Origin of the sequence: Streptomyces laculatispora (assembly GCF_017353455.1) — a bacterium.
GTDB lineage: Bacteria > Actinomycetota > Actinomycetes > Streptomycetales > Streptomycetaceae > Streptomyces > Streptomyces laculatispora.
Genome location: NZ_JAFMPZ010000001.1, coordinates 36,470 through 61,962, shown reverse-complemented (window position 1 = coordinate 61,962; position 25,493 = coordinate 36,470). Strand labels below are relative to the sequence as shown.

At 69.4% G+C, this 25,493-nt stretch carries 22 protein-coding genes and 1 pseudogene; 12 read left to right on the top strand and 11 right to left on the bottom strand.

Annotated features, from left to right (window positions below; all coding sequences use genetic code 11):
- The coding region (locus J1C73_RS00205) for an alpha-galactosidase (protein ID WP_207314508.1) at positions 1-902 on the top strand (902 nt) is incomplete at its 5' end.
- Between the two features lie 427 nt (positions 903-1,329).
- Positions 1,330-2,264: pseudogene (locus J1C73_RS00200) on the top strand (ISAzo13 family transposase); the annotation flags it as partial.
- Positions 2,265-2,408: 144 nt separating this feature from the next.
- Here the strand turns inward: J1C73_RS00200 and J1C73_RS00195 are convergent.
- From J1C73_RS00195 to J1C73_RS00145, 11 genes are all read right to left on the bottom strand, one after another.
- Positions 2,409-3,695 carry a glucarate dehydratase family protein gene (locus J1C73_RS00195; RefSeq protein WP_207314507.1) on the bottom strand — a complete coding sequence of 429 codons (1,287 nt, stop codon included), beginning with the start codon at positions 3,693-3,695 and terminating at the stop codon, positions 2,409-2,411.
- Between the two features lie 29 nt (positions 3,696-3,724).
- The gene (locus tag J1C73_RS00190; RefSeq protein ID WP_207314506.1) at positions 3,725-4,687 is read right to left on the bottom strand and encodes a 5-dehydro-4-deoxyglucarate dehydratase; all 963 of its coding nucleotides are present in this window, start codon (positions 4,685-4,687) and stop codon (positions 3,725-3,727) included.
- 88 nt (positions 4,688-4,775) lie between these two features.
- A complete protein-coding gene (locus tag J1C73_RS00185; protein WP_207314505.1) occupies positions 4,776-5,618 on the bottom strand; it encodes an NAD-dependent epimerase/dehydratase family protein in 843 nt (280 codons plus the stop codon).
- A 287-nt stretch (positions 5,619-5,905) separates the two neighbouring features.
- A complete protein-coding gene (locus tag J1C73_RS00180; RefSeq protein WP_242643498.1) occupies positions 5,906-6,586 on the bottom strand; it encodes a GntR family transcriptional regulator in 681 nt (226 codons plus the stop codon).
- On the bottom strand, positions 6,586-7,467 hold the full coding sequence (locus J1C73_RS00175; protein WP_207314504.1) for an amidohydrolase family protein: 882 nt from the start codon (positions 7,465-7,467) through the stop codon (positions 6,586-6,588). The genes J1C73_RS00180 and J1C73_RS00175 overlap by 1 nt, the downstream gene beginning before the upstream one ends.
- On the bottom strand, positions 7,464-8,402 hold the full coding sequence (locus tag J1C73_RS00170; RefSeq protein ID WP_207314513.1) for an aldo/keto reductase: 939 nt from the start codon (positions 8,400-8,402) through the stop codon (positions 7,464-7,466). The genes J1C73_RS00175 and J1C73_RS00170 overlap by 4 nt, the downstream gene beginning before the upstream one ends.
- Positions 8,399-9,187 (bottom strand): RraA family protein, encoded by a 789-nt coding sequence (locus tag J1C73_RS00165; RefSeq protein ID WP_207314503.1) that lies wholly within the window; start codon positions 9,185-9,187, stop codon positions 8,399-8,401. Before J1C73_RS00165 ends, J1C73_RS00170 begins: the two co-directional genes overlap by 4 nt.
- On the bottom strand, positions 9,174-11,132 hold the full coding sequence (locus J1C73_RS00160; RefSeq protein WP_307797559.1) for a DUF8034 domain-containing protein: 1,959 nt from the start codon (positions 11,130-11,132) through the stop codon (positions 9,174-9,176). The genes J1C73_RS00165 and J1C73_RS00160 overlap by 14 nt, the downstream gene beginning before the upstream one ends.
- A 2-nt stretch (positions 11,133-11,134) precedes the next feature.
- The gene (locus tag J1C73_RS00155) at positions 11,135-11,971 is read right to left on the bottom strand and encodes a carbohydrate ABC transporter permease (RefSeq protein WP_266750906.1); all 837 of its coding nucleotides are present in this window, start codon (positions 11,969-11,971) and stop codon (positions 11,135-11,137) included.
- Positions 11,968-12,948, bottom strand: coding sequence for a carbohydrate ABC transporter permease (locus J1C73_RS00150; RefSeq protein ID WP_242643497.1), 981 nt, complete (start codon positions 12,946-12,948; stop codon positions 11,968-11,970). The genes J1C73_RS00155 and J1C73_RS00150 overlap by 4 nt, the downstream gene beginning before the upstream one ends.
- Positions 12,935-14,194, bottom strand: coding sequence for an ABC transporter substrate-binding protein (locus tag J1C73_RS00145; RefSeq protein ID WP_207314502.1), 1,260 nt, complete (start codon positions 14,192-14,194; stop codon positions 12,935-12,937). The genes J1C73_RS00150 and J1C73_RS00145 overlap by 14 nt, the downstream gene beginning before the upstream one ends.
- A 305-nt stretch (positions 14,195-14,499) precedes the next feature.
- Between J1C73_RS00145 and J1C73_RS00140 the strand changes: the two genes are divergently transcribed.
- The 10 genes from J1C73_RS00140 (at position 14,500) to J1C73_RS35370 (ending at position 25,252) form a co-directional block, all read left to right on the top strand.
- Complete coding sequence (locus J1C73_RS00140; RefSeq protein ID WP_207314501.1) at positions 14,500-16,656, top strand: right-handed parallel beta-helix repeat-containing protein; 2,157 nt, start codon at positions 14,500-14,502, stop codon at positions 16,654-16,656.
- Positions 16,657-16,979: 323 nt separating this feature from the next.
- Positions 16,980-17,738 carry an SDR family NAD(P)-dependent oxidoreductase gene (locus J1C73_RS00135; RefSeq protein WP_207314500.1) on the top strand — a complete coding sequence of 253 codons (759 nt, stop codon included), beginning with the start codon at positions 16,980-16,982 and terminating at the stop codon, positions 17,736-17,738.
- 40 nt (positions 17,739-17,778) lie between these two features.
- Positions 17,779-18,522 (top strand): FadR/GntR family transcriptional regulator, encoded by a 744-nt coding sequence (locus J1C73_RS00130; protein WP_207314499.1) that lies wholly within the window; start codon positions 17,779-17,781, stop codon positions 18,520-18,522.
- Positions 18,519-19,664, top strand: a complete 1,146-nt coding sequence (dgoD, locus tag J1C73_RS00125; RefSeq protein WP_123465628.1) for a galactonate dehydratase — start codon at positions 18,519-18,521, stop codon at positions 19,662-19,664. Before J1C73_RS00130 ends, dgoD begins: the two co-directional genes overlap by 4 nt.
- 5 nt (positions 19,665-19,669) lie before the next feature.
- Entirely contained in the window at positions 19,670-20,548 is an 879-nt protein-coding gene (locus J1C73_RS00120; RefSeq protein WP_207314498.1) for a hypothetical protein, read from the top strand.
- Positions 20,536-21,183: a bifunctional 4-hydroxy-2-oxoglutarate aldolase/2-dehydro-3-deoxy-phosphogluconate aldolase gene (locus J1C73_RS00115; protein WP_124285977.1), complete on the top strand. Its 648-nt coding sequence runs from the start codon at positions 20,536-20,538 to the stop codon at positions 21,181-21,183. The genes J1C73_RS00120 and J1C73_RS00115 overlap by 13 nt, the downstream gene beginning before the upstream one ends.
- Positions 21,180-22,049, top strand: a complete 870-nt coding sequence (locus J1C73_RS00110; RefSeq protein ID WP_207314497.1) for an SMP-30/gluconolactonase/LRE family protein — start codon at positions 21,180-21,182, stop codon at positions 22,047-22,049. Before J1C73_RS00115 ends, J1C73_RS00110 begins: the two co-directional genes overlap by 4 nt.
- The gene (locus tag J1C73_RS00105) at positions 22,046-23,047 is read left to right on the top strand and encodes a sugar kinase (protein WP_307797556.1); all 1,002 of its coding nucleotides are present in this window, start codon (positions 22,046-22,048) and stop codon (positions 23,045-23,047) included. The genes J1C73_RS00110 and J1C73_RS00105 overlap by 4 nt, the downstream gene beginning before the upstream one ends.
- Positions 23,048-23,351: 304 nt before the next feature.
- Positions 23,352-23,549, top strand: a complete 198-nt coding sequence (locus J1C73_RS00100; RefSeq protein ID WP_207314496.1) for a hypothetical protein — start codon at positions 23,352-23,354, stop codon at positions 23,547-23,549.
- 1,052 nt (positions 23,550-24,601) lie between these two features.
- Complete coding sequence (locus J1C73_RS35370; protein WP_207314495.1) at positions 24,602-25,252, top strand: hypothetical protein; 651 nt, start codon at positions 24,602-24,604, stop codon at positions 25,250-25,252.
- Positions 25,253-25,493: the final 241 nt, after the last annotated feature.

Genomic DNA, 25,493 nt, shown 5'->3' with positions numbered 1-25,493 from the left:
CGGGCGACCGGTCGCCCGTGCTGGAACGCAACTGCTACCTGCTCGATCTCGGTCGGGAGGACGTGCGGACCCACCTGCTCGACGCCTTCGGCCGTCTGGTGGCGGCGCACCGGATCGACTTCGTCAAGTGGGACCACAACCGCGACCAGGTCGACGGCGGTGACTCGCGCGGCACCGGCCGGCCCGCTTCACGGCGGCAGACCCTCGCCTTCCGCGAACTCCTCGATGAGCTGGCCCGCCGCCATCCCGGCATCTCGTGGGAGAGCTGCGCCTCGGGAGGCGGCAGGATCGACCTGGACGTGCTCGAGCGGGTCCAGAGCACCTGGGCCTCCGACGTCACCGATCCGCTGTCCCGCCAGCCGATCCAGCACTGGAGCGCCCAGCTCGCCCCGCTGGAGTACCTCGGCGCTCACGTCACCGCACCGGTCTCCCACCAGACCGGCCGGACCAGCGTCCTGGACCTCCGCGCGGCCACGGCCTTCTTCGGCCAGTTCGGCATCCAGTGGGACCTCACGAAGGTGCCGGCCCACGAGCTGGACCGTCTCGCGTCCTGGATCGGCCTTTACAAGCGGCACCGCGCGCTCCTGCACACGGGGCGGCTGACGCGTGTCGCGCTGCCCGACGGTCTGCTCGCGCATGGAGTGGTCGCCCGGGACCGGTCGGAGGCGCTCTTCTCCTATGCCCAGCTCGATGAGATCGTGCCCGTGCCGCCTCGACTCCGCATCCCTGGACTCGACCCGGACCGGACCTACCGCGCCTCGCTCATCACGCCGGCCGCCCCGTCGGTCACCTGGGAGGTCACGGGTGTCCAGGCCTCCGGTGCGGCGCTGGGAGCACTGGGGCTGCCAGGTCCTGCGCGGGCACCTCAGAGCGCGGCGCTTGTCCACCTGCGCGCCGTCTGATCCGGCGGATGGTCTCGTCACGCAGCTTGAGCGCGAGTTCGTCGAAGTCGGACTCGAAGGTGAGGCGCTTGATGTCGCCGATGGGCGCTGTCAAGTTGTTGAGTATGTCGGTGCCTGACGGCGAGGGGCAGGGTCTGTCAAAAGAACGGCTCTGTCTCACATCCGGTGGTGACAGATCGTGAGTATTGGGTATCTCTACCTTGCACAGAGTGCGGCCGGTGCTCTGACCTCGTTGCTTTGAAGCGGATGGCAGCGCATCGGGGGCGTTGAGCTTGTCGCGCCGGACTCTTACGGACAGACGCCGGGCCGATCGGTTGGCTTGGCCTATTCGTCGCCGCCGTGACTTTCCGTCAACCCAAGGGAACGACCGCTGTGGTGCACGGACCTGCGGATTCGTGATCGTGACGAGCGGCAGCAGCGTCTGCTGATGGGAGCCAAGGCCTGTTGGCCTGGGGGACGGTGGGATCCGGGCCGTCGCTCGGGCGGCCGAGGTCAGCGAGACGACGGTCCGTAAGGGGGTGGATGAGCTGGAGGCCGGCGAGGGGCCCCTGGGGCGGGTCGGCAGGCCTGGAGGTGGACGGAAGAAGGCCGCCGACCTGGACGCGGGGCTGCGGCCCGCGCTGCTCGCCCTGGTCGAGCCGGACACGCGCGGAGACCCGATGTCGCCGCTGCGCTGGACGACCAAGTCGACCCGGAACCAGGTCGGCGAGCTGACCCGCCGGGGACACAGGGGCAGTGCCGACACGGTCGGTGACCTGCTGCGGGAAGAGGGCTTCAGCCTGCAGGGCAACGCCAGGACCATCGAGGGCAAGCAGCACCCGGACCGGGACGCCCAGTTCCGCTGCATCAACGAGCAGGCCAAGGACCACATCGGCGCGGGGGACCCGGTGATCGGCGCGGACAGCAAGAAGCAGGAACTGGTCGGTTCAGGAACGCGGGGCGTGAATGGCAGCCCTCGGGCGATCCCGTCAAGGTCAGGACGCATGACTTCCTGGACCGGCAGAGGCTGGGCAAGGCGATCCCGTACGGGATCCACGACATTGCCGCGAACTCCGGCTGGGTCAGTGTCGGCACCGACCACGACACCGCCGCCTTCGCGGTCGCCTCGATCCGCCGCTGGTGGCACGGGGCCGGACAGGGCGACTACGCCCGCGCCCGTCGGCTGCTGATCACCGTCGTCGCGGGGGCTCCAACGGCTACCGCATCCGGGCATGGAAGACCGAACTCGCCGCCCTGGCCGCCGAGACCGGCCTTGAGATCACGGTATATCACCTACCGCCGGGCACATCGAAATGGAACAGGATTGAGCACCGGCTCCTTTCCCACATCTCCATGAACTGGCGCGGCAGGCCCCTGTCCGCGTCGGGGACGTGAGGGCCAGACGCGGCCACTCGCGTCCCCGGGCCTTCGTGTGTCGACACGAGCTGTCACGGCCCATGCGTGGTCACCGACTCCGAGCGAGTCGTGGAGAGTGGGCGTGCCCCGAGAGGCTGACCGGATCCCCGGTCACCACCGCGGCTTCGTCGGGTTGAAGTCCGGGTGGAACCGGCGCATGTAACCCGTGTCGTCGCGTCCGGTGATGCCCTGCCGAAGGTAGTTCTCATGCAGCCGGGCAAGCGCGTCCCGGTCCAGCCGCACGCCGAGCCCCGGCGACATCGGCACTGGCACGGCGCCGTCGACGAAGGTCAGCGGGCGCTCCACCACGTCGACACCCAGCTGCCAGGGCGTATGGGTGTCGGCGGCGTAGGACAGCTGCGGCAGTGCCGCGCCGAGGTGGGTCATCGCGGCAAGGCTGATGCCGAGATGGCTGTTGGAGTGCATCGACAGGCCAAGGCCCCAGGTCTCGCAGATGCCCGCCAGGCGCACAGACTGCCGCAGTCCGCCCCAGTAGTGGTGATCGGACAGGATGACCTGAACGGAGCCGCGATCGACGGCCTCGGGAATGTGGTCGAAGGAGACCACGCACATGTTGGTCGCCAGCGGCATCCCGGCGGTCTCGGCGACGGCGGCCATGCCGGCCAGGCCCTCGGTGGGATCTTCGAGATATTCCAGCAGGCCCTGAGTCTCGGCGGCGACCCGGCGGGAGGTCTCGACGCTCCACGCGGCGTTGGGATCGATGCGCAGCGGCAGCGTGGGGAACTCCTCACGCAGCGCGCGAATGGCGTCGAGTTCCACGTCGGGAGGGAAGACACCGCCCTTCAACTTGATCGACTGGAAGCCGTACTTCTGCACCATCGTCCGGGCCTGGGCCACGATCCCGGCAGGGTCGAGCGCGGCGCCGAAGAGGTCCGGGGCATCGCCGGGATGCTGCGCCCACTTGTAGAACAGGTACGCCGAGAAGGGCACGGCGTCGCGTACCCGGCCACCGAGGAGATCGTGGACCGGACGGCCGATCGCCTGGCCCTGTACGTCGAGGCAGGCGACCTCGAATGCGGAGAAGACCCGCAGCGACACCTTCTCCGGGCCCATGCCGCCGGACGGACCGAGTTTCTCCGACGGCGCGTCAACGGTGCCGAGCAGCCCGTCCACCACGGACTTGACGTATTCGGTCCGGAACGGGTCCAGCCCGATCAGCAGCGGTGCGACCGTACGCAGCACCGCCAGGTGCGAGGCGTCGCCGTAGGTCTCGCCGAGCCCGACGAGTCCGTCGCCGCAGTCGACTTCGATGATCGCGCGCAACGCCCACGGCTCGTGGCAGCCCACGGCGTTGAGCAACGGCGGGTCAGGGAATGCGATGGGCGTGATGCGGATGTCGACGATCGTGGGGGGCCCTGACGGGCTCTGTGGCTCCATGGGGCCCTTCCTCGTACGAGAACCAGTCGTCATGCGCGGGACTCCTCCAGTCGACGGAGCGCCGTGCGTCCTCGGTCCACGATGGACGCGAGTTGTGCGACGTGCTCCGGTGTGGCCTTCACCAGCGGCGGGCGGACGGGGCCGACGGCCAGACCGGCCAGCTGCGCACCGGCCTTGACCAGCGAAACGGCGTAGCCGGGCACGCGGTCGCGCAGCGCGGCGAACGGCAGGTAGAACTCCGTCAGCAGTGTTCGCTGCGCCTCCTCGTCGTCGTCGCGCACAGCCCGGTGGAACGCGGTGGCGATGTCGGGGGCAAAGCAGTGCACCGCCGAGGAGTAGCTCTCCACGCCGATCGCCGCGTAAGCCCGTGCGCTGAGCTCCGCAGTCGGCAGGCCGTTGAGGAATCCGAACTCGGCGGCGCGGGGGTGTCCACTGGTACGTACGGCGGTGACCAGGCGCAGCATCGCGTCGACGTCGCCGCGGCCGTCCTTGATGCCCACTACGTTCGGGATGTCGAGCAGCTCCACCGCGGCTGCCGGATCGAAGACCGCGTTGGCCCGCTGGTAGACGGTGATCGGCAGCGGTGTGGCCGCGGCGACGTAGCGAATGTGGTGCACCAGCCCCTGCGGGGTGGACGTCAGCAGATAGGGGGGCAGCAACAGCAGTCCGTCGACGCCGCATTCCTGCGCGGTCAGCGCGAACTTCCGCGCGACCCGCGGGCCTCCGCCCGCCCCGGCGAACACCGGTATGCGTCCGGCGACCTGCTTCACCGCGGTGGCCACGACCTGCCGGTACTCGTCGAGCCCGAGCGCGGGGAACTCGCCGGTGCCGCACGCCACGAACAGCCCACTGGGTCCGGCGGCGATCTGTGCCTCGAGGTGGGAGGCGAAGACGTCCAGGTCGACCTCGTCGGCGTCGTCGAAGGGAGTCAGAGGAAAGGAGAGCAGTCCCGAGAGCCGCGTTGTTCGTTCATCGCATTTCACGGTATTCATGGATGAATCTCCACTTCAAGGGTTACCTCGGCCGAGGCGGTACCCGGCCGACTGTTACGAGCAGATGGCTGATATGAACGGATGGCTGTCACAAGGTCTGCCCCAGCGGGATGGCGCACCAGTCGCCCCCGAGCCGGGGTGTGATCGAGTCGGCAGGGTCCGGCAGGCCGCACTCTCCGATCACCTCGGGTGCGAACTGCTCGGCGTCGTCGAGCGGGTGGTACCCGATCGCCTCACCTTCGGCCAGGCTCACCCAGCCCCGGGTGTTGCGGCTGACTCCCCAGACGATCCGGTAGCCGGGTTCGCGGCAGCTCAGGCAGGCTTCGACGAGGCGGTGCCCGTCGGCCGGTGACAGCCAGGTGGACAGCCCGCGCATCCCGTTCGGCGTCGGGAACCAGCTTCCGATGCGCAGACAGATGATGTCCATGCCGAAGCGGTCGTGGTACAGGCGCCCGGCGGACTCGATCGCGGCCTTGCTCCAGCCGTAGAGGGTGTCCGGGCGGGCCGGTGCGTCTGCGGCGACCGGAGTGCCGTCGTACTGGTGGAAGCCGACGGCATGTGCCGAGGAGGCGAGGACGACCCGGGGCACGCCGGCCAGCCGGGCCGCCTCCAGGAGGTTCAGTGTGCCGCGCACGTTGCGGTCCAGTACGTCGTCCAGGGTGGACTCGACGCTCTGGCCGCCGAGATGGACGATCGCGCTGACGCCCCGGCATGCCTCCAGCAGCGCCTCGGTGTCGGTGAGAGAGGCGATCACGGTCTCCTCCGCTCCGCTCCCTTCGACGGCGGCCGGCGTGGTGATGTCGAGAAGCCGCAGCGTGCGGCCCTCCCGCGCCGCCAGCGGCCGCAGTTGCGTGCCGACCCTGCCGGCGGCGCCCGTGAGCAGAATCCGGGTGGTATCGGTGGAGCCGGTGGCGTGCGCGCCCCGGGGCATGCGGAACCTCCAATGTCGTTCGATGCGTGACTGAGCGGCGTCCATGACCGGCAGCGGCCCGGCCTTCCGGTCACGCCCCGGCGCCGGCGATCAGGTGGCCGAGCCGTAGCAGGGCCACCCAAGTCAGCGCCGGGAGAGGGCAGTACCGGTGGCCGCTGGCGAACGCGTCGCCCGCGCCCACCGGTTCCCCGTACAACCGACAGCGACCCGTATCGTTCACCGCGGACATGGGTGAACACGGTCGCGGTAAGGATCGCGCCCGCCTACCGGCTTGCAGCCGGATGGTCCTATTCGTCGCGCTGCGACGGCTTGGCCGCGCCGGTCGCGTGGCGACGGAAGGCCTCTGCGGCGTCGTCCTCCCGGCCGTTGACGAGTATGTCGAGCAGGCGCGCGTGTTCGTCGACCAGCTTGTCGCGGCTGCCGGTGTAGAACGGGTTGGAGACCACGCGCAGCGTCCAGAGACTGGGCTCCATCACCTCCCACAACCGCGGCAGCAGGTGGTTGCCGCTGGCCTGGCAGACGAGGCGGTGGAAAGCCATGTCGCTGTCGCGGAAGCTGCTCGGGTCGTCGTGCAGGGCCGCCCGTCGCATGTCGTCGATCACCGATTTCAGCTGGTCGACGTAGCCCTCGGCGCGGCGCTGGGCGGCGGCTCGGGCGGCGAACTCCTCCAGCAGACCGCGCAGCTCTCGTGCCTGCTCGGCCTGCTCGATCGAGATGCTGGCGACCCGGCTGCCCAGCCGTGGCACGTGGGTGACCAGGCTCTCGTGTACCAGCCGTTTGACGGCCTCGCGCACGGGAGCCTGGCTGATGCCCAGGCGTTTGGCGATGTCGGATTCGACGATCCGCTGATCCGGCGCCATCTCGCCGCTCAGGATGGCCGAACGCAGCAGCCGGTAGACGCGGTCGGACAGCAGCCCGCCCGACGTCATACCCCTGTTCTGTTCGAGCAGATCGTTCAGACCAGTCATCAGTGCTCCCTCTGCCGGATCATTGTCATCCTGTCCATGGTGGACGTGCCCGCCGGATCGATTCCGTAGGCCCCGACGGCCGTTCCGCCCCATACTGCGGCGGCTTCGTCCGCGGTCAGCGCGCCCAGCACACCGGCCGCGGCCCCGGCCACGTCCTCGTATGCCGACCACTGGGTGCTGACCGGCCAGTCGGATCCGAACATCAGCCGGCGTGGCCCGAACACGTCGAGCAGCACCCGAGCAACGGCATCCATGGGCACTCCGCCCGGCTCGGCGGTGGCCTTGCCGAGTCCGGACAACTTGCACACCACGTTGGGCAGTCGGCCCAGTGGCGTCAGCTGCGCGGCCCATTCGCCGAGGCCTTCGCGCCGCACATTGACGGCCGAGATCGCGGCGTGGTCGACGACGAACCGCACCTGCGGCAGGTCCCTGGCCGCCGCGTATGCCTCACGCAGAGTCCCGTGCCCCAGCAGCAGGTCCATGGTCAGGCCCCGCTCACCGAGAGCCGCGAGTGAACGCCGCACCTGGGGCAGTCCGAGACGGGCGCCCTCGCCTGCCCCGACCGGGTCACGGACCCCGACCAGCGCCGAACTCCCGTCCTCCGCACGGAGTGCGTCGATCGTGTCCACAGCGGCCGGATCGGCGAGATCCGCGTGGACGACGACGCCGGAGAGCCGTGCGGACCGCGCGGCCAGGCTCAGCAGCCAACGGGCCTCGGCCACGGTCCGCCCGGCCTGCACAACCACAGCCGTCACCGATCCGGCGGCCGCGGTGAGGTCGTCGAGGAGGAAGGGGCGGTTCAGTTCGCCCGCGGACCGCAGCCACGCGTGGTCGTGCAGGCCGGGGTCCCACAGGTGGACATGTGCGTCGAGGGCGGTCACGGCGTCGGCACCTCCTGCGGGAGCAGCCCCGCCGCGCGCAGCTCTGCCCACAGGTCGGCGGGGACGGTGGTCTGCGCCATGGCGAGGTTCTCCCGCACTTCATCGGCCGTCCTGGCTCCGACGACCAGAGTGGACACGGCAGGATGCCCCCACCCGAACTGCAGGGCCACCGCCTTCATCGGCACCCCGTGGCGGGCACAGATCTCCGCGATGGCCAGCGCGGCGGCAACCTTGTGCGGTTCGGCTGTCCGGTAGTCGTACCTCGCGCCGGGTCGCGGATCGGCCAGCAGGCCGGAATTGTACACACCGCCCAGGACGACCCCGACACCGCGAGCCTCGCATTCGGGCAACAGGCCCGTCAGAGCTTCCTGGTCGAGGAGAGTGTACCGGCCGGCCAGCAGCACGCAGTCCACGTCGACCCGCGTGACGATCCGCTCCAGCATGGCGCTCTGGTTCATGCCCGCGCCCACCGCCGACACCACGCCTTGCTCCCGCAGGCCGACCAGGGCGCGGAAGGCCCCCGCGAGGGCCTCCTGCTCATGGTGGTCGGGGTCGTGCACATGCGCGATGTCCACCCGGTCCAGGCCTAGCCGGGTCAGGCTCTCCTCCAGGCACCGCATGGTGCCGTCGTAGGAGAAGTCCGGCTCGGCCCCGTCGCCGGTCAGGAGGTATCCGACCTTGGTCGCGACGACGACCTCGGACCTGGGCACCCCGGCCAGCACCTGGCCGAGGCGCTGCTCGGACACGCCGTTGCCGTACCGGGGAGCGGTGTCGAACAGGCGCGTCCCGCCCGCCAGCGCGGCATGCACCGTGCCGGTGGCGTCCTGCTCCGGAACCGGCTCGTACAGGTTGCCCAGGGGCGCGCAGCCCAGGCCGAGCCTGCCGACCGTGAGACCGGTGCGGCCCAGCACACCCGGGCCCGAGACCTGGTTCATCGCTGCGACGACCGCTGCTGGTCGCGCCACTGCTCGTACTCCGCGCGCGACTCCGAGGTCAGCGGGTAGTAGTTGCCGAGCTTGGCGCCCTGGTCGAGGCGCATCCGGCTGAACACCTCCCACTCCTGGTGGTCCTGGGCCGTGGCGACCACCTCCGGTGCGGTCGCCTGGGGGACGACGACGGCGCCGTCGTCGTCGGCGACCACGATGTCGCCGGGCAGGCACAGCACTCCGCCGGCGGCAACCGGCACGTCGTAGGCCCAGGGGAACAGTTCCGACTGGGAGGCGTAGTGCGGGGTGGTGCCGGTGCACCAGATCGGCACGCCGAGCTCGCGGATCCGCGGAGCGTCCCGGATCCGGCCGTCGACGACGATCCCGGCGCCGCCCTTGCGCTTGAAGTAGCGGACGAGCATGTCGCCGACACAGCCGCTGAACGCCGACCCGTACGCCTGGATGACGAGGACGTCACCGGGCTGTACCGCCTCCAGCACCGCCCACAGGGCGGTCTGGCGCTCGACGGCCTCCTGGGCCAGGCCGCTGGCTATGTCCTCGCGCTGCGGCATGAACTGGAGCGTCAACGCCGACCCGGCGATCTTCTGCCCGGTCGCGAGGGGCTGCGGCCCCTCCATCCACGTGCGCCTGATGCCCATGCCGTGGAGCTTCGCGCACGCGGTGGCGCTGCTCACCTGGCCCATCTGGCCCACCAGTCCCGCATCGGCACGCTGGTACGCGTCGCCGCGCACCGGGAGGGGGAACACCGGCTGGGCCTGTTCATCGGTCGTCATTCTGCTTCTCCTGGTATCGGTCGAAAGTGGGGTAGCTCGGGGTGAACTGGTGGCGCCGGACCTGCATGTCGAGGCCGAGCCGGGTACCCGGCGGCAGGATCACCAGCAGGTGGTTGTCGCGCACGTCGATGCGCCGGGTACTGGTCGTGAACTCGTCTGCCCGGTAGGCGCGGTTGGGGCCGGGGTAGCCGTCGTCGAGTTGATCCACCACGACGTGGTCGATGCCGTCCTCGGCGAACGCGCCGGCCTGGACGACCACACGGCGTTCTTGCGTAGTGCTCAGGTTGACCAACTGGACGCCGACCCGGGTCTCGTCGAGCCCCTCGACGAGGGCGGCGACGTCGGCCGGCAGGCCGGGACGGCCGCGGTCGGCGTCCCAGTAGCGCACCCGGGACTGCTGGAGCCCGCCGTTGTAAGGAGCGGCGGGAGCGCCGGTGGTCAGCTGCACCAGGATCTCGGTCACCACGGGATTGAGCCGCTGCCACCAGTGGATGTCATCGGTGCGGACCGATGACGCGTCCTCGCGGACGAGTGCCATCCTGCGGGCGACCTGACCCAGCGCCATGCCGAGGGACCGGGCGGGGTAGTCGAGGTTGCGACCGTCGAGGTAGGCGAGCCACGGCGCCTCGTGTCCAGCCTCCTCCTTGTCACGGAAGGCGTGCACGGTCGTCCAGTCGTAGCCGCATTCGCGTTCCACGCGGTCCAGCCGCTGCCGGTCCTGCGGGTCGCCGGAGCACCACCAGATCCAGGCCGGGAAGGCGATCTGCAGTGGCTGGTGGTCGAACCAGCCGTGCAGGCCGTACCGGTAGGGCACCAGTTGCAGGTCGCTGTCGGCATCAGGGCCGAGGCGTTGGAGCCAGGTCGAGGCCATGCTGGAGTCACCGTCACGAACCGGCCCGCGCGTCGCCTCTTCCAGCACCCGGTCCAGTGGGGCGCGGGCCAGGTCGAACCACGCGTTGTCGCCGGTCACCAGAGCGGCGTTCATGGCAGCGACGACCGCGACCGCGCCGACGCTGTGCAGACCGTGCGGCCAGGTCCAGCCGTACGGGCCGCCGTACCAGCGGCCGTCGTGCAGCTCACCGACCTCCCCGGAGGGCCCCACGTTGTCGGGGATGACGCCGCCCGCGGCGGCGGCCCGGTCCCGCCAGGCCTGCACGTAGTCGACGAGCCAGTCGCGGTACCGGTCCTCGCCCGTGTACAGCCACGCGTTGGCGATCAGCGAGGTGGAAGCGAGGTTCACCGCGACGTCGCCGTCGCCGAGCCGCCGGTTCATCGCCTCGCCCATACGCCGCGCGTTGACGGGGTCGGCCAGGTCGTCCCAGGTGTCGATGCCGGGCAGATCCTCCAGGGGAAGGCCGTACGGTTTCATGTTGGTCAGTCCGGCGCCGAACCCCTGCGCCCATCCGTCGTCCACGCCCCGGCGCGGTCCGCCGGCCCCGGTGTGCGGAGCCCGGATGATCCGCTGCGAGCCGTCGACATTGCCGACGGGCGAGGTGGGCAGGTAGAGGTCGGCGAAGCGCAGCGCCCGCTCGCGGAACGTGTCGTCGGACGGGTCGGCCGCGCAGATCCCGTAGAACATCAGCAGCGACTCGCCCTGGTGGAACCAGTCGTACCCGCGCTCGTACTCATCGACCAGGAACCCGGCTTCGGAAAGCTGTCGAGTGATCCCGTTCCAGTGCTTCTTGCAGGCGTCGAGGAGGTCGTCCGCCCCGCCGAGCATGTACAGCATCGGCCAGTTGAAGAACGGTTCGTAGAAGTCGTCCGCCCCGTCACGGCCTTTCAGTTCCCCGTCGAAGCGCAGCCCGCCGTCGGGGTGGCAGTACCGGTCCTCGAAGACCCGCCATGTCTCGTCCAGCACCGAGAACAGCTGTCGTTGCAGTACGGCCCAGGCCGGCGGTTCGCAGGCCGGCACGGACGCCGTCACGCTCACCATGTGCTTGCCCACGGTCACCCCTTCGTCGCGCCGGCGGTGAGGCCACCGACGATCTTGCGTTGCATGATCACGAAGAAGACCAGCACCGGTGCGATCGCCAGGAGCAGCGTCGGGTAGACCACGGACAGGTCGGTGGTGTGCAGACCGATCGCGGAGTACACGCCGGTCATCACGGTATACAGGCCCGACGTCGGACCCAGCACGATCTGCGGGTTCACGAAGTCCGTCCAGACCCCGATGGTGTGCAGGACGACCGCGGTGACCACGACCGGCCGCATCAGCGGGAAGATCACTTGCCAGAAGGTGCGCAGCCGGCCCGCGCCGTCGATCTGCGCCGCCTCGTCGAGCTCCCGGGGGATGGACTTGATGTAGCCCACGAACAGGAACATCGACAGGGGCAGGGTCAGCGTCGCCTCGTACATGACGAAGCCGGGGATCGTGCCCATCAGACCCGTGAAGCGCAGCACGTAGATCACCGGGATGACCAGGACCTGCCCGGGGATGAACAGCCCGGCCAGGAACACCAGCAGCATCCCCTTGTGCCACGGGCGGGTACCCCGGGCGATGACGTAGGCGGCCGGACCGGCAAGCGCCAGAGACAGCGCGTTGACCAGGACCACGAACAGCACCGTCACACCGAACGCCTTGATGATGTTGTAGTCCGGCGACGACAGCGCCGATCGGAGATAGTCCGTGGACAGCACGCCCGGGTCGGCGGAGAACGGCCGTTGACGGATCGCCGATTCCGGTTTGAACGCGTTGACGATCACGAGGTACAGCGGCGCCAGCATGACCAGTGCGAAGAGACCGAGCATGACCGAGCCGACCCGGCTGCCTGCATTGCGGTTCACAGTTCCACCGCCTTCTCGCTGCGCTGGCGCAGCGCCACGATCACGACGGCAAGCACCGCGATGACGACCATGAGGACGATGCTCTGGGCCGAGGCGTAGCCGATCTTCCCGTTCAGGAACGACTCCGACAGGACCAGGTACGCATACGTCTGCGTGTGGCCGGCCGGACCACCGTCGGTCATCGCCAGTACCAGGTCGTAGACCCGAAGCAGTTGGACGAGTACGAGGACCACGTTGATCGTCACCGTGGGTGCCAGCATCGGCAGCACGACCTGGCGGAACGTCTGCCAGCGTGAGGCGCCGTCGATGCGCGCCGCCTCCAGGAGCGACTCAGGGATCGTCTGCAGCCCGGCGAGGTAGAGGACCACGTTCACCCCGAACGTCGACCAGATCACCACGAAGACGACCGCTGCGAGCGCCCACTGCGGATCGGACAGGAACGGGATCTTCGAGCGGTGCGCCGCGGTCAGGAGGGTGTTGACCGCTCCTTCGCTGCTCAGTATGGCCGACCACAGGAAACCGATGATGACCGCGCCGAGCACGTGCGGGTAGAAGAACAGGCCCCGCAGCATCGCTTTGACGCGCCCCTGGCCGTTGAGCATGACCGCGAGGCCCAGGCCGAGGACGTTGCAGGCCACGGTACCGACCACCGCGATCACGAGCGTGACGTATGCCGCGCTCGCCACGTCCGGGTCGTGGAACAGCTGAACGTAGTTGTCCAGGCCGAGGAATTTGGAGTTGTCGGAGAAACCGTCCCAGTCGGTGAGGCTGAGCCGTCCGGCGACCACGACGGGGGTGAGGATGAAGGCCACGATCGCCGCCAGTGCGGGGCCGACCATGAAGATGCTGGGCAGGCTGCGGGCGGCGCGTACGCGCAGCGGGCGCGGGGAAGTGTGGTGAGTGTGACGGGGGCGCTCGGGGACCGGCGGGTTGTCCGACGGTCCAGGAGCGTTGAGCGTCACGTTACTTGGGCGCATTCGCGGCCCACCACTTGTCCATGGAACCCGCCACCTGATCGGCTGTCGTCCCGAGATACATGCTCTGGACCTGGGTGTTGAACTCTGCGGGGAAGCCCGACGGGGAGGAGTTGTCGCCCAGGCCGGGGCCGACCGCCACGGTCTTGCCGCCGGCCTCGTCGAGGAGCTTCGCGATGTCCTTGGTCAGCGGGGAGGCTTCGTAGCTGTACCCGGTACGGAAGTTGCCCTCCGCGCTCAGCGCCTTCGTGATCGCCTTCTTGTCGCTGACCAGGTACTTCACCAGGTCTATTGCCGCGTCCGAGTGCTTGGAGCTCTTGAGCACCGAGTACGGCATGGCCGGGTTGGCCGCCTGTGGCGGCGTGGAGCCGTCGAACGTGGGGACGGGGAACACGCCCGCGTCGATGCCCGGCTTCGCTTCGGCGAGCGAGGCCGCCAGCCAGTTGCCCATCACCATCGTCGCCGACTTGCCGGCCGTGAAGTTGTTGATCATGTCCTGGTACTTGATGCCGTTGGCGTCCTTGGGAACCAGGCCGTCCTTGATCCAGGACTGGTAGACGCCCAGGTACTTGGCGTAGTTGCTGCCGGCGAAGGTCACGGAGCCCTTGTTCCGCTTCGCGTACCACTGCGGCTCGGTGTTCATCACGTTCGGGTTGGCCATCATCAGGGCCTGCGCGCCGGTGGTCCACTCACCACCGGTCTGCAGCGGCGTGTAACCGGCGCCCTTCAGCCTGCGCAGCGCGGCGGTGAACTCGTCGACCGTCTTGGGCGTCCCGGTGACACCGGCCTTGGCGAAGGCAGCCTTGTTGTAGAACACCAGTGACTGGAGCTGGACGCCGGTACCGGCCATCCACACCTTGCCGTCCAGCTTGGACACCTCCGCGAACGGTGCGTCCTTCACCCACTGCTCGTCGGGCAGCGGCTCCATCTGTCCGGCGAGAGCCGTGTTCTGCCCGCCGGCAAGGATGTCGGGCGGGCTGCCCGCGGCCAGTTGCTGCTTCAGCGTGTCCTCGATGCCCCTGCCGGTGGGCGCCTCGATCGTGACCTTCACTCCGGGGTGACTGGCGACGTACCCCGCCACCAGGTCCTTGTAGAACTGCTTGGTGAGCACCGGAGTGATGTTGACCAGCATGCGGATGTTCTTGTCGCCGCCTGCTGAGTCCGAGCCGGTCGAGCAGCCCGTGAGCAGTGCGGCGGATATGGCGATGGCACCCAGCTTGACCAGGTGCCGGCGAGAACCCGAAACCATCGAAACCTCCATCGATCGCTAATCGCTTATCGCTTATCGATAGCGAGCTCACCATCGAGGACCTGCCGGGCAGCGGTCAAGAGCTGGCAACGGCAGCGTTACCCGTTCGCAACCTACGTGGCGGGTGAACTCGGCTTCTTTCAGCGGGTTTTGCAAGACCCCTTGACACTCGCTGCCGCCGACCCACTACTTGTCGCTCAGCGATTATCGATTAGCCGCAGCATCGTGCAACGAGGGCCCCGCCGGAGGCGCTGTGCGCCCGGACCGAGGGCCCGGTTCCAGTAGGCACCTACGAAAGGCACTACATGTCCAGATTCTCTCGACGTGATCTCCTCAGGGCCGCCGGGGCCGTCGGTGCCGGTGCGTCGGCAGCCCTCATCGCCGGGCCGGCCCACGCCGGTACCGGTGACCGGCGAGAACGGGCCGAGGACCAGAAGTCCTTCTTCGTGGCAACGGACGGGAAGGACTCGAACCGGGGCACGCAGGCCGCCCCATTCGCGACGCCGGAGAAGGCACGCGACGCGATCCGGGCCTGGCGGCAGGGTGCGCCGGGCCGTGCCACGGCACCGGTGACCGTCTTCCTCCGGGGCGGCACGTACCGGCGGACGCGAAGCTTCACCCTCGAAGCGCAGGACTCCGGTGCGCCGGGCCGGCCGGTCACCTACGCCGCCTACAACGGCGAACACGTCCGGCTCGTCGGCGGCGTGGACCTGCCTGCTACCGGGTTCGAGGCGGTCAGCGACGAGGCGATACGCAACCGTCTCCCGGTCGGTTCACGTGACATCGTCCGTGAGTTCGACCTGAAGGCGCTCGGGATCACCGACTACGGCCAGATCGTCCAGACCGGATACGGCCTGCCGCGCACGGTCACCCCGCCCGAACTGTTCTTCAACAGCGAGGCGATGACCCTCGCCCGTTACCCGAGCACCGGGTTCCTCGCCGTCGGCCAGGTCATCGACCCGGGCGGGAACCCCCGCAGCGTCCTCGGTGACCCCGACAAGATGGCCGCCGAATTCGCCAAGGGGGCCACGTTCAAGTACACCGACCCCCGGCCGTCGACCTGGACCGACACCAGTGACGTGTGGATGCAGGGCTACTGGTTCTACGAGTGGGCCGACGGCAACCTTCAGATCAAGGCGATCGACCCGGCGGCGCAGACGGTCTCCACCAAGACCGCCAGCATGTACAGCGTCAAGGCGGGCCAGCGCTACTACTACTACAACGTGCTTGAGGAACTCGACTCGCCGGGTGAGTGGTACCTCGACCGGGCCACCGGGAAGCTGTACCTGTACCCGCCGAGTGACCTGACCGGCGCGTCGGTGCAACTGTCGCTGCTCGCCGACCCGATGGCCGTCCTCAACGGCTGCTCGAACGTCACGTTCTCGAACCTCACGTTCGAGGGGTCGCGCGGCGACGGCATCGTCATCACCGACGGCACGTCCAACACGGTCGCGGACTGCACCCTGCGGCTCCTGGGCGGTCGCGCGGTCACGATCGGTGACACGAGTGTCTCGGCCGGACCGCACGGCGGATCGGGGAACGAGGTCCGCGGCTGCCACATCCAGGCCACCGGCCAAGGTGGCATCGCCCTCGCCGGCGGTGACCGGGCCACCCTCACCCCGGCGCGCAACCGGGCGGTCGGCAACGAGATCCACGACTACAGCCGCCTCCAGTTGACGTACAGCCCCGCGGTCGAACTCGCCGGTGTCGGAAACCACGTCGCCAACAACCACATCTACGATGCGCCGCACGTCGCCATCCTCTTCCGCGGCAACGATCACGTGATCGAGTACAACGAGATCAACGATGTGGTGAAGGAGACCAACGACGCCGGCGCCATCTACGCGGGACGGGAGTGGACCGGACGCGGCACGGTCATCCGCTACAACTTCCTGCACGACATCGTGGGCAGCGGCGGATCCCACTTCGCCTCGGGCGTCTACCTGGACGACTGCTTCTGCGGAACGACGGCGTTCGGCAACATCTTCTACAAGGTGGACACCGCCTTCCAGATCGGCGGCGGCCGGGACAACGTCATCAGCAACAACATCATGCTGTCGTCCGGCCGTTCGGTGACGCTCGACGAACGAGGACTCAACTGGGCGGCGGCGAACGTAGCGCCCGGTGGCGCCTGGGGTATGTACAACATGCTGGCCGCCGTTCCCTACCAGGAAGAGCCCTGGCGGTCGCGCTATCCGAACCTCGTGAACATCGCCGACGACCAGCCGGCGTACCCGAAGTACGACGTCGTCGAGTACAACGCGCTCTACACCGTCGCCGCGCTGAGCATCGCCCCGTCCGCGCGCACGTACGGAACGGTTGACCACAATCTGACACTCACTGCCGATCCCGGCGTCGTGACAGTCGTGGACGGGAAGCCGACCCTGGGCAACGACGACCTGATCGCCGCTCAACTCCCCGGCTACCAGCGGATACCCATGAACCGGATCGGACTCTCGTGACCCGCACGGCCGAGAGCCGCGGGGCAGGGAACCGGCCCAGTCAAAGTCAGTAGATAAATTAGTAATTAATCTTGACGGTGGCCCGGTTGCCCCGTCAGTCTGTATCAGCCGAACGAGGCCCGGCCGCCTGGGTCGGGAGGCCGGGCCTCGTTCCGTGGGCGCGCATGCGGAGTCGCAGGCACACCTCGGCACAGCACGGAGCCGCACCTTTCTGGTCACCCCGCAGTCCAACTCGTCGTACGCGTGAGGCAGTAGCCAACCGTCCGAACGGCGCCACCGGCAGAATCGCCGACAGCTTCACCACCCGAGGAGCCGACAGCCCCATGAACGGAAACACCCGCTTCGCCGACAAGGCGGCAGTGGTCACCGGAGCCGCGTCGGGCATCGGCGCGGCCACCGCCGAACGGCTCGCCGCCGAAGGCGCGGCGGTGATCCTCGCCGACATCGCCGAGGACGCGGGCGAGCGTGTGGCCGCGGGCATCCGAGCAGCGGGCGGCCGGGCCCTCTTCGTCCGCACGGACGTCGCGGACGAGGGCGACTGGGGACGGATCATCTCCGCGGCGCACACCTTCGGCCCCGTCGACGTCCTGGTGAGCAACGCCTTCACGGTCGACGTCACCCCCGCGCACGAGATGACCGTCACCTCGTGGGAGCGCCAGCTCGCAGTGAACCTCACCGGAGCGTTCCTCGGCTTCCGTGCGGTCCTGCCCGACCTGCGCGAACGCCGCGGCGCCGTGGTGCTCACCTCCTCGGTCCACGCCCACAAGGGCATCCCCGGACATCCCGCGTACGCGGCGTCCAAGGGCGCGCTGCTCTCTCTGTGCGGACAACTGGCGGTGGAGTACGGACCCGAGGTGCGGGTCAACGCCGTCCTGCCCGGCCCCATCCTCACCGGGGCATGGGACCGGGTCTCGGAGGAGGACCGGAGGCAGAGCGTCACCGAGACTGCCGCCAAGCGTTTCGGCACCCCCCAGGAGGCCGCGGCGGCGATTGCATTTCTCGCCGCCGACGAGGCGTCCTACATCACGGGATCGAGCCTGCTGGTGGACGGCGGCTGGTCCGTCGTCAAAGCCTCGGCCTGACCGTCTCCGTACCCATCGCGCACCAGAAAGGCACACAGACATGACGCCATACGCGCGCCGCGGAGTGCACGGCCAGACCGTGGAGACTCTCGCGCGCCGGGTGCTGAGCGGCGAGATCCCCGAAGGAGCGACACTCGATCTCGTGGCGCTGCAGGACGAGTTGGACGTCAGCCTGACCGCCTTGCGGGAATCCCTGAAGGTCCTCGCCGCCAAGGGGATGGTCGACGCGCGCCAGAAACGCGGCACCTTCGTCAGAGCCCGTGCCGACTGGAACCTCCTCGACGCGGACGTGCTGCGCTGGCAGTTCGCGGGTGGCACCGTCTCCGGCACCGATCCGGCACTGCTGCACAACCTCGGTGAGGTGCGCGGCATCATCGAGCCGGCCGCTGTCCGGCTGGCCGCCGCCCGCCGCACCGATACCGACCTGGACGCACTCGAAGCTGCCCTCACCGCGATGGGTGAGCAGGACGGCGTCGCGGCCCACGCGGTCGAGGCGGACCTCGCATTCCACCGCGCCCTCCTCGCGGCCACCCACAACGAATTGCTCGAACGCATGGAGATGGTCATCGAGTCGGGCCTCGCGCACCGCGACGAGATCGTGCACAGTTCGCCGCACGGCGAGGACCCCGTACCCAGTCACCGGGCTGTGCTGGACGCCGTACGCGACCAGGACCAGGCTGCCGCCGAACGCGCCATGCGGGACCTGCTCGACCAGGCCGTACGCGACCTCGACCGGGCCCACGGCACCCGGCCGGCCACCGACGAGGGGACCGTGAACCGGTGAAGATCACTCGCATCGAGACCTTCCTCGTACCGCCACGCTGGCTGTTCTGCCGGATCGAGACCGACGAGGGCGTCGTCGGCTGGGGGGAACCCGTCATCGAGGGGCGGGCCGAGGTCGTCCGCGCCGCCGTCGATGTCCTCGCCGAATACCTGATCGGCCAGGACCCGCTGCGCATCCAGGACCACTGGCAGGTGCTCAGCAAGGGCGGCTTCTACCGGGGCGGCCCGATACTCTCCAGCGCCGTCGCCGGTATCGACCAGGCCTTGTGGGACATTGCCGGCAAGGCCTACGGCGCCCCCGTCCACGCCCTGCTCGGCGGCCCGGTCCGCGACGAGGTACGGGTCTACGCCTGGGTCGGCGGCGACGAACCCGCCGAGCTCACCGAGCAGATCACCGCCCAGGTCGAGGCCGGCTTCACCGCCGTCAAGATGAACGCGGCAGGCCGCACACCACCTCTCCCCACCCCTGCCGAGACCGCTGCCGTCGTCGACCGGGTGGCCGCCGCTCGCGCGGTTCTCGGCCCCGGCCGTGATGTGGCCATCGACATGCACGGCAGATTCGGACCGGCCGGCGCGCGCCGCGTTCTGCAGGCCATCGAGCCCCTGCACCCGCTGTTCGTGGAGGAACCCCTCCTTCCCGACCAGGGACACCTGCTGTCCTCCTTGGTCGCTGCCACCTCCGTACCCATCGCCACCGGCGAACGGCTCTACGGGCGCGCCGACTTCCTGCCTGCCCTCACGGCCGGCATCGCGGTCGCCCAGCCGGACCTCTCGCACGCCGGGGGTATCTCCGAGGTCCACCGCATCGCATCGCTCGCCGAGACCTACGGTGCGCAACTCGCCCCGCACTGCCCCCTCGGCCCCATCGCACTCGCCGCCAGTCTCCAGATCGCCTTCGCCACCCCGAACTTCCTCATCCAGGAGCAGAGCCGGGGTATCCACTACAACAAGGACGCCGACCTGCTCTCGTACGTCGTGGACACCGACCCGTTCCGCTTCGTCGGCGGACGGGCGCGGCGCACGGCCCTGCCGGGGCTCGGCATCACCGTCGACGAGAACGCCGTACGCGCGGCTGACCGGACCGGACACGCCTGGCGCAACCCGGTGTGGAGGCACGACGACGGCGCCTTCGCCGAGTGGTGAGCACGATGACCACCCTCAGCATCGAGACCGACCCGGCCCACGGCGGACGGTGGACGTCCCTGCGTGCGGCCGACCGCGAATGGCTCTGGCACCGCGACGAGCCACGCCGCCCCGGCGCCGTTCCGGGCGACGCCTTCGCCGACGCCGGTGGGCTGGAGGAATGCGTACCGACCGTACGCGGCGCACCCGACCACGGCGCTGCCTGGGCCCGGCCCTGGCAGCGGGCCGACGGTACCGAGTCCGTCGACTGCCCGGACTTCCGGCTCAGCCGCCGGGTACGCAGCGACGGGGAACGCGCAGTGGCCGACTACCGGCTCACGGCCGAACCCGGCTACCGCTTCCTGTGGGCCGCGCACGCGCTGCTCGATCTCTCGGAGGAGGCCCGTATCGGGATCAGGGACGGCACGCCGACCCGCTTCTATCCCGACAGCGGCGCTCGGTGGATCCCCTGCTTCTGGCCGTCGCAGCCCGGACGGACGGCCGGGCTCGACCGGCTCGGGCCGGATGACGGGACAGCCGTCGGCGCGATCGTCGACACCCCACGGGTGTACGTACGCGACGGCGCGGCCACGTTGCGTATGGCCGTCGAGGCCGAAGGGCAGCCGGTGTCCGTAGCGCTGTGGCGCAACCTCGGCGGCTTCCCCGAGCCGGAGCCGTACCGGTCCGTAGGGGTCGAGCCCATGCTCGGCCGGGTCTTCGACCTGGCGGCCGCGGAGGACGGGGACGCCGCTTGCGTCCCGCGCAGCGGCGAGGTCCGCTGGCGTCTCACCGTGGCCGCGCAGGCACCGGAGCCGTGGGCACAACCAGCGCCACGGACGGAGCCGGAAACCAACACAGCATCAGAAGAGACAGACAGGAAGGGAACTCGCACGTGGATCTGCTGACCTCGCTGCGCACCCACCGGATCGTCGCCATCGTGCGCGGCGACGACGCGGACGCCGCGCTCAGGACCGTACTGACACTGGTGGAGGAGCACCTCCCGCTCATCGAGGTCTCGCTCAGCGGAAAGGACGCACTCGACGTCATCCGGCGGGCCCGCGCCGCCCTGGGCCCCGGTGCACCCCTTGGTGCGGGCACCGTCCTCACCTCCGACGACGCACATGCAGTACGCGACGCGGGAGCCGACTTCGTCGTCACCCCTGCCGTCTGCGAGGCCGTCACGGAGGCCAAGCTCCTCGGCCTGCCCGTGCTCGCGGGGGTGATGACCCCCACCGACATCGTCGCCGCACAGCGGCTCGGCGCCGACGCCTTCAAGATCTTTCCCGCGGCGCAGGCAGGCGGCCCCGGCTATCTGAGGGCACTGCACGGCCCGTTCCCGGACGCGCCGTTCGTGCCGGTCGGGGGAGTGGACGCCGACGCGGCCGGAACCTATCTCGCGCACGGGGCCACTGCGGTGGGTGTCGGCTCGCCGCTGATCAGCGACGCGGCCGACGGCGGCAGCCTCGAAGCACTCCGCGAGCGGGCGCGCGCGTTCCGCGACGCCGTACGCGCCGCCGCCCTCGCGGACGCCGGCCGATGACCGCCGGCACACCGGCCGTCTGCTGGCAGGACCGGCTCGGGCTCGGTGAAGGAATACGCGCGGTCGACGACGGCATCGTCCTCGTCGACATCCTCACCGGGCGGCTGCTGGCCGGACCCGCGGACCGCTCAGCTCCGCTGACGCAACTCGCCCGGCTGTCCGTGCCCCTGGGCGCGGTCTCCCCCGTCCACGCACGCCCCGGCACCTGGATCGCGGCCGCCGGCACCGGTGTATGCCTGATCACCGCGCACGGGCGGACCGAGTGGCTCGCGCGCCCCGAGGACAGGGCCGCCACGGCCATGAGGATGAACGACGCGACCGCCGATCCGTACGGCAGGTTCTGGGCGGGCAGCATGGCTTACGACGCCGAGGACGGCGCGGGCTCCCTCTACCGTGTCGACCACGAGGGCACGGTGATCCGGGTGCTGGACGGCCTCACCGTTCCCAACGGCCCGGCATTCTGTGCGGACGGCACCGTGATGTACCTCGCCGACAGCGCCAAGGGCATCATCCGCCGGTACCCGGTCGACCCGGACACCGGGCTGCCGGGTACGCCGGACACTTTCGCCACCTTCGACCGCGGCAGCCCCGACGGTATGACGGTGGACGCCGAGGGCGCCCTGTGGACTGCGGTCTGGGGCACAGGCACCGTCCACCGCTACCGCGCCGACGGCACCTTGGACCGGCAGATCCGAATTCCTGCGACGCAGCCCGCCGGGCTGTGCCTCGACGGGGACAGCCTGTACGTCACCAGCGCGCGGCACGGTCTCGCTGCACCCGGACCGCTGGACGGTGCGGTCTTCACCACCCGGGTCGGCGTCCGGGGCCTGCCCACGTGTGCCTACCACCCCGGGAGAACCGAGTGACGAAGATTCACACGTCCCGCGAAACCGGCCGGCGGCCGGTGACGGGACCGGTGACCTGTATCGGTGAGACCATGGCCGCGCTGATCCCCGAACCCGCCGCCCCGCTCGACGGCGCCGGTCTGCTCGGGATCCGGATCGCGGGCGCCGAGTCCAACGTGGCGATGTACCTCGCCGACCACGGGGTGCCCGCCCGTTGGGTCTCCGCGCTCGGTGACGACCCGTTCGGACACCGGATCCGCGCCGAGGTGGCCGCATGCGGTGTCGATGTCAGCGGCGTACGCACCGACCCGCACCGCCCGACCGGACTCCTCGTCAAGGACCCCGGCACCGAGGGCACCCGGGTCCACTACTACCGCCGCGGCTCCGCCGCCTCGGCCCTGACCCCGGACCTCCTGGACGACGACGCCGTGCGCTCCGCAGGCCTCATCCACCTGAGCGGCATCACCCCGGCGCTCTCGGCAGGCTGCCGGGACCTGGTCACCGCGCTGCTCGAGCCCGACGTTGCTGAACGCCCGTGCCCCGTGAGCTTCGACGTCAACCACCGGGCCGCTCTGTGGGCGGACGGTGCGGCGGCCACCGTGCTGCTCGGGCTCGCCCGACGGGCGGACATCACGTTCGTGGGCCTCGACGAGGCACAGGCCCTGTGGGGAGACGGACTGACCGACGCCTTCGCCGTACGGGACTTGCTGCCACAACCGCCCGTCCTCGTCGTCAAGGACGGTGCACGGGCCGCCACCGCCTTCGACGGCTCCAGAGTCCACACCGTGCCCGCGCCCAAGGTCGAGGTCATCGAACCGGTGGGCGCCGGTGACGCGTTCGCGGCCGGGTTCCTCGCCGGGCTGCTGCGTGGCGAGGAACCCGTACGGGCGCTGCGGCTGGGGCATCTGACGGCGGGCGCCGCATTGCGGGTGACCGGCGACCACGGCCCGCTGCCGGACCGCGCCAGCCTCGCCGAGCTACTCGACGCGGCGCCCGAGGAGTGGGCAGAAGGTGGGTGACCCGGCGATCCGGCCACTGAGCTGAACCGCATTCTGTGCGGCCCTGAAGCCAGGCGTGATCGCCTCGGCCGATGGGAGAACAGGTCCGATGCCTGCACCGACGACGAGTGGGTCGTCATCGAGACAGGTCAATCTGAGGCGACTGCGTCGCACACTGGCTGGTACTGGAAGAGTTCCAAAATTACCAGCAGGGCATCCTCCCAGCCGGCCCCGGCGCCCGGGAATCGACGAGAAGCTCGACGCAACGCCAGCAACGGCAGCAACGGCAGCAACGGCACCCAAGACGCAGCGCAGTGACCGTGACGTGCTCAATCTGCTGACCAAGCGCGCCAAGGTTTTTCACCTCGGGCCCGCGAACTATTGCTGGTTCATCGACCCGTGCGACGTCAAGACCCTCGCTCGTGAAGGGGGCGTCGACCGCACCGCCTTCTACGGCACCCGCCCCTACGCGCACCTCCGCGTCGAGTTCGAGCGACGCCTGCAGGCCCTGCAGCAGGCCTGAGACATCCCCGACTCCCGCGAAGCCCAGATCACCCGCCTCAAGGCGGAGAACGCCAAGCTCAAGGAACTGCTGGTCCGGTCCGAGAGCACCATCGAGGAGCTCTCCGAGTTCCGCACCCAAGCCCTCGCCCGGCTCGCCGCCCAGCACGACGAGATCCTCCAGTTCCGCGATGTCTCCGCCGGAACGACCCGCGTGACCCGGCTGCCTGCGGCCCGAACGGCCATTACCGGGTAATGCAGTTGAGATACCCCACTCTTGAATGAGTGTCCCGGACAGTAGGCCGGAGACAGACGGTGAGGCGGAATACGCCCTCGCAACCAGCGTCATTGAATGACGCTGGCATCTGGGGGTTGAGGACTACACCCGCCTCACCAGCCAGATCTCACCTGAGCGGGTTCCGCGTTGACCATCCCTGCCACCTCATCTCATGAGCCGGGGCCCACACGGATGATGTGGGCTGAGGCTCTTTCAGCGCAATGAACGGGCGCGTCATGTTCCACCCCTGCAGGACCACTCGCACACAGATGCTGATGTGCGCCATAGCGATGTCGCCGAAATGCAACACACCCATCGATCAGCGTTGCGAACGCAGCCATCCGGGTCCGCCTGCTCAATGGCCACACACTCATCCGCACACGGCCTCTGCGGACACAAGACACTGCTTCGCGAGCAACGTCGCGGACGCCGGCGGCGGACTGGACATGATCCAGGCTCTGCTCGGTCAACACTCACCCGCCTCGGCGAGGCCGTACCTGCACCCCAGTCGGCAGCGGCTGAGGGAAGCCGTGGATCGCGTCGGCAGCCCGCGGATCGCCGTGGAGGGCCCGCGATGACGCTGGCGACCCTGCACTCGGCATCGTCCACGCCTGATCCGGCAGCTTTCCTGCGGCGGCTTATCCCTGCCGACTTCCTCGCCGAGATCGGCTGGGACGAGGAGCGCCAGGTGCGGCGTCGGCCGGTGCGCCGTCGGCTGCCGGCGGCCGTGGAAGAGCAGCCTCACACCGCTCTGCGAAGCTCATCTCCACCGGCGGAAACGAACCCCCGAGGTCACCTTGGAGGAGTTCCTCGCCGATCCCTCGGTGATCCCACTGCCCGGATTCGGCGAGTGCGACGTTGTTGCCTGCGACCGCATTCGGTACGGCTCCAGGTCCGGTTTCTGCAAGGCCCACGGGACGTGCTGGGGCCAGGAGTTCCAGCGCGACCCGCACCTGGACAGGACGACATGGTGCCGCTCGGAGCCGGCGATCGAAGACATGAACAACGTCACGCTGCGGGGCCTGACGCCGCTGGCACAGGCACAAGTTCTCTACGGGCTCTACGAACGCTGCCGCCGGGAGATGAAAACCGGGTTGGGCGAGGTCCGGCCCCTGGTGAACGATCTCCGGGGGCGTCAGTCGGACTCGCTCGACGATCTCGTTGACACGCAGCCGGGCATGCGTGCTCGTCAGGTGCTGGAGCCCTTCCGCCTGGCCCACCAGCGAGCCCTTTCCTCGCCCGCGACCGAGCCCCCGAAGGACACCTGGGACCTGCACGTCTTCGGGCACCCCGGCCGGCTCCGCTTCAGCAGGATCGTGCAGCCCTGGCTGCGGGAAGCCACCAAACGGTGGGCCATTTTTTCGCGACCAGGCTGGCAACTACGTGGACGCTGCCGCCTACGGCATCACGTGGGCACGGGCCCGGGAGCACGCCCTGACTCGTGCTGAGCGCACTTCGCGCCTGGCCAAGCGGCCTTACGGTCTCCGGCACGCTGGGATCTCGTTCTGGCTCTACTCCGGAGCGGACCCAGCCGAGGAGAGCGGCTTGAGCGAAAGGCGCCTGACGGGTAAAAACCCAGGTCAGGCGCCTTTTCGCATGCGTCTAGAAGAAGCCCAGCTTCTTCGGCGAGTACGACACCAGCAGATTCTTCGTCTCTTGGTGGTACACGGGCCTATCCACCTCTGACCT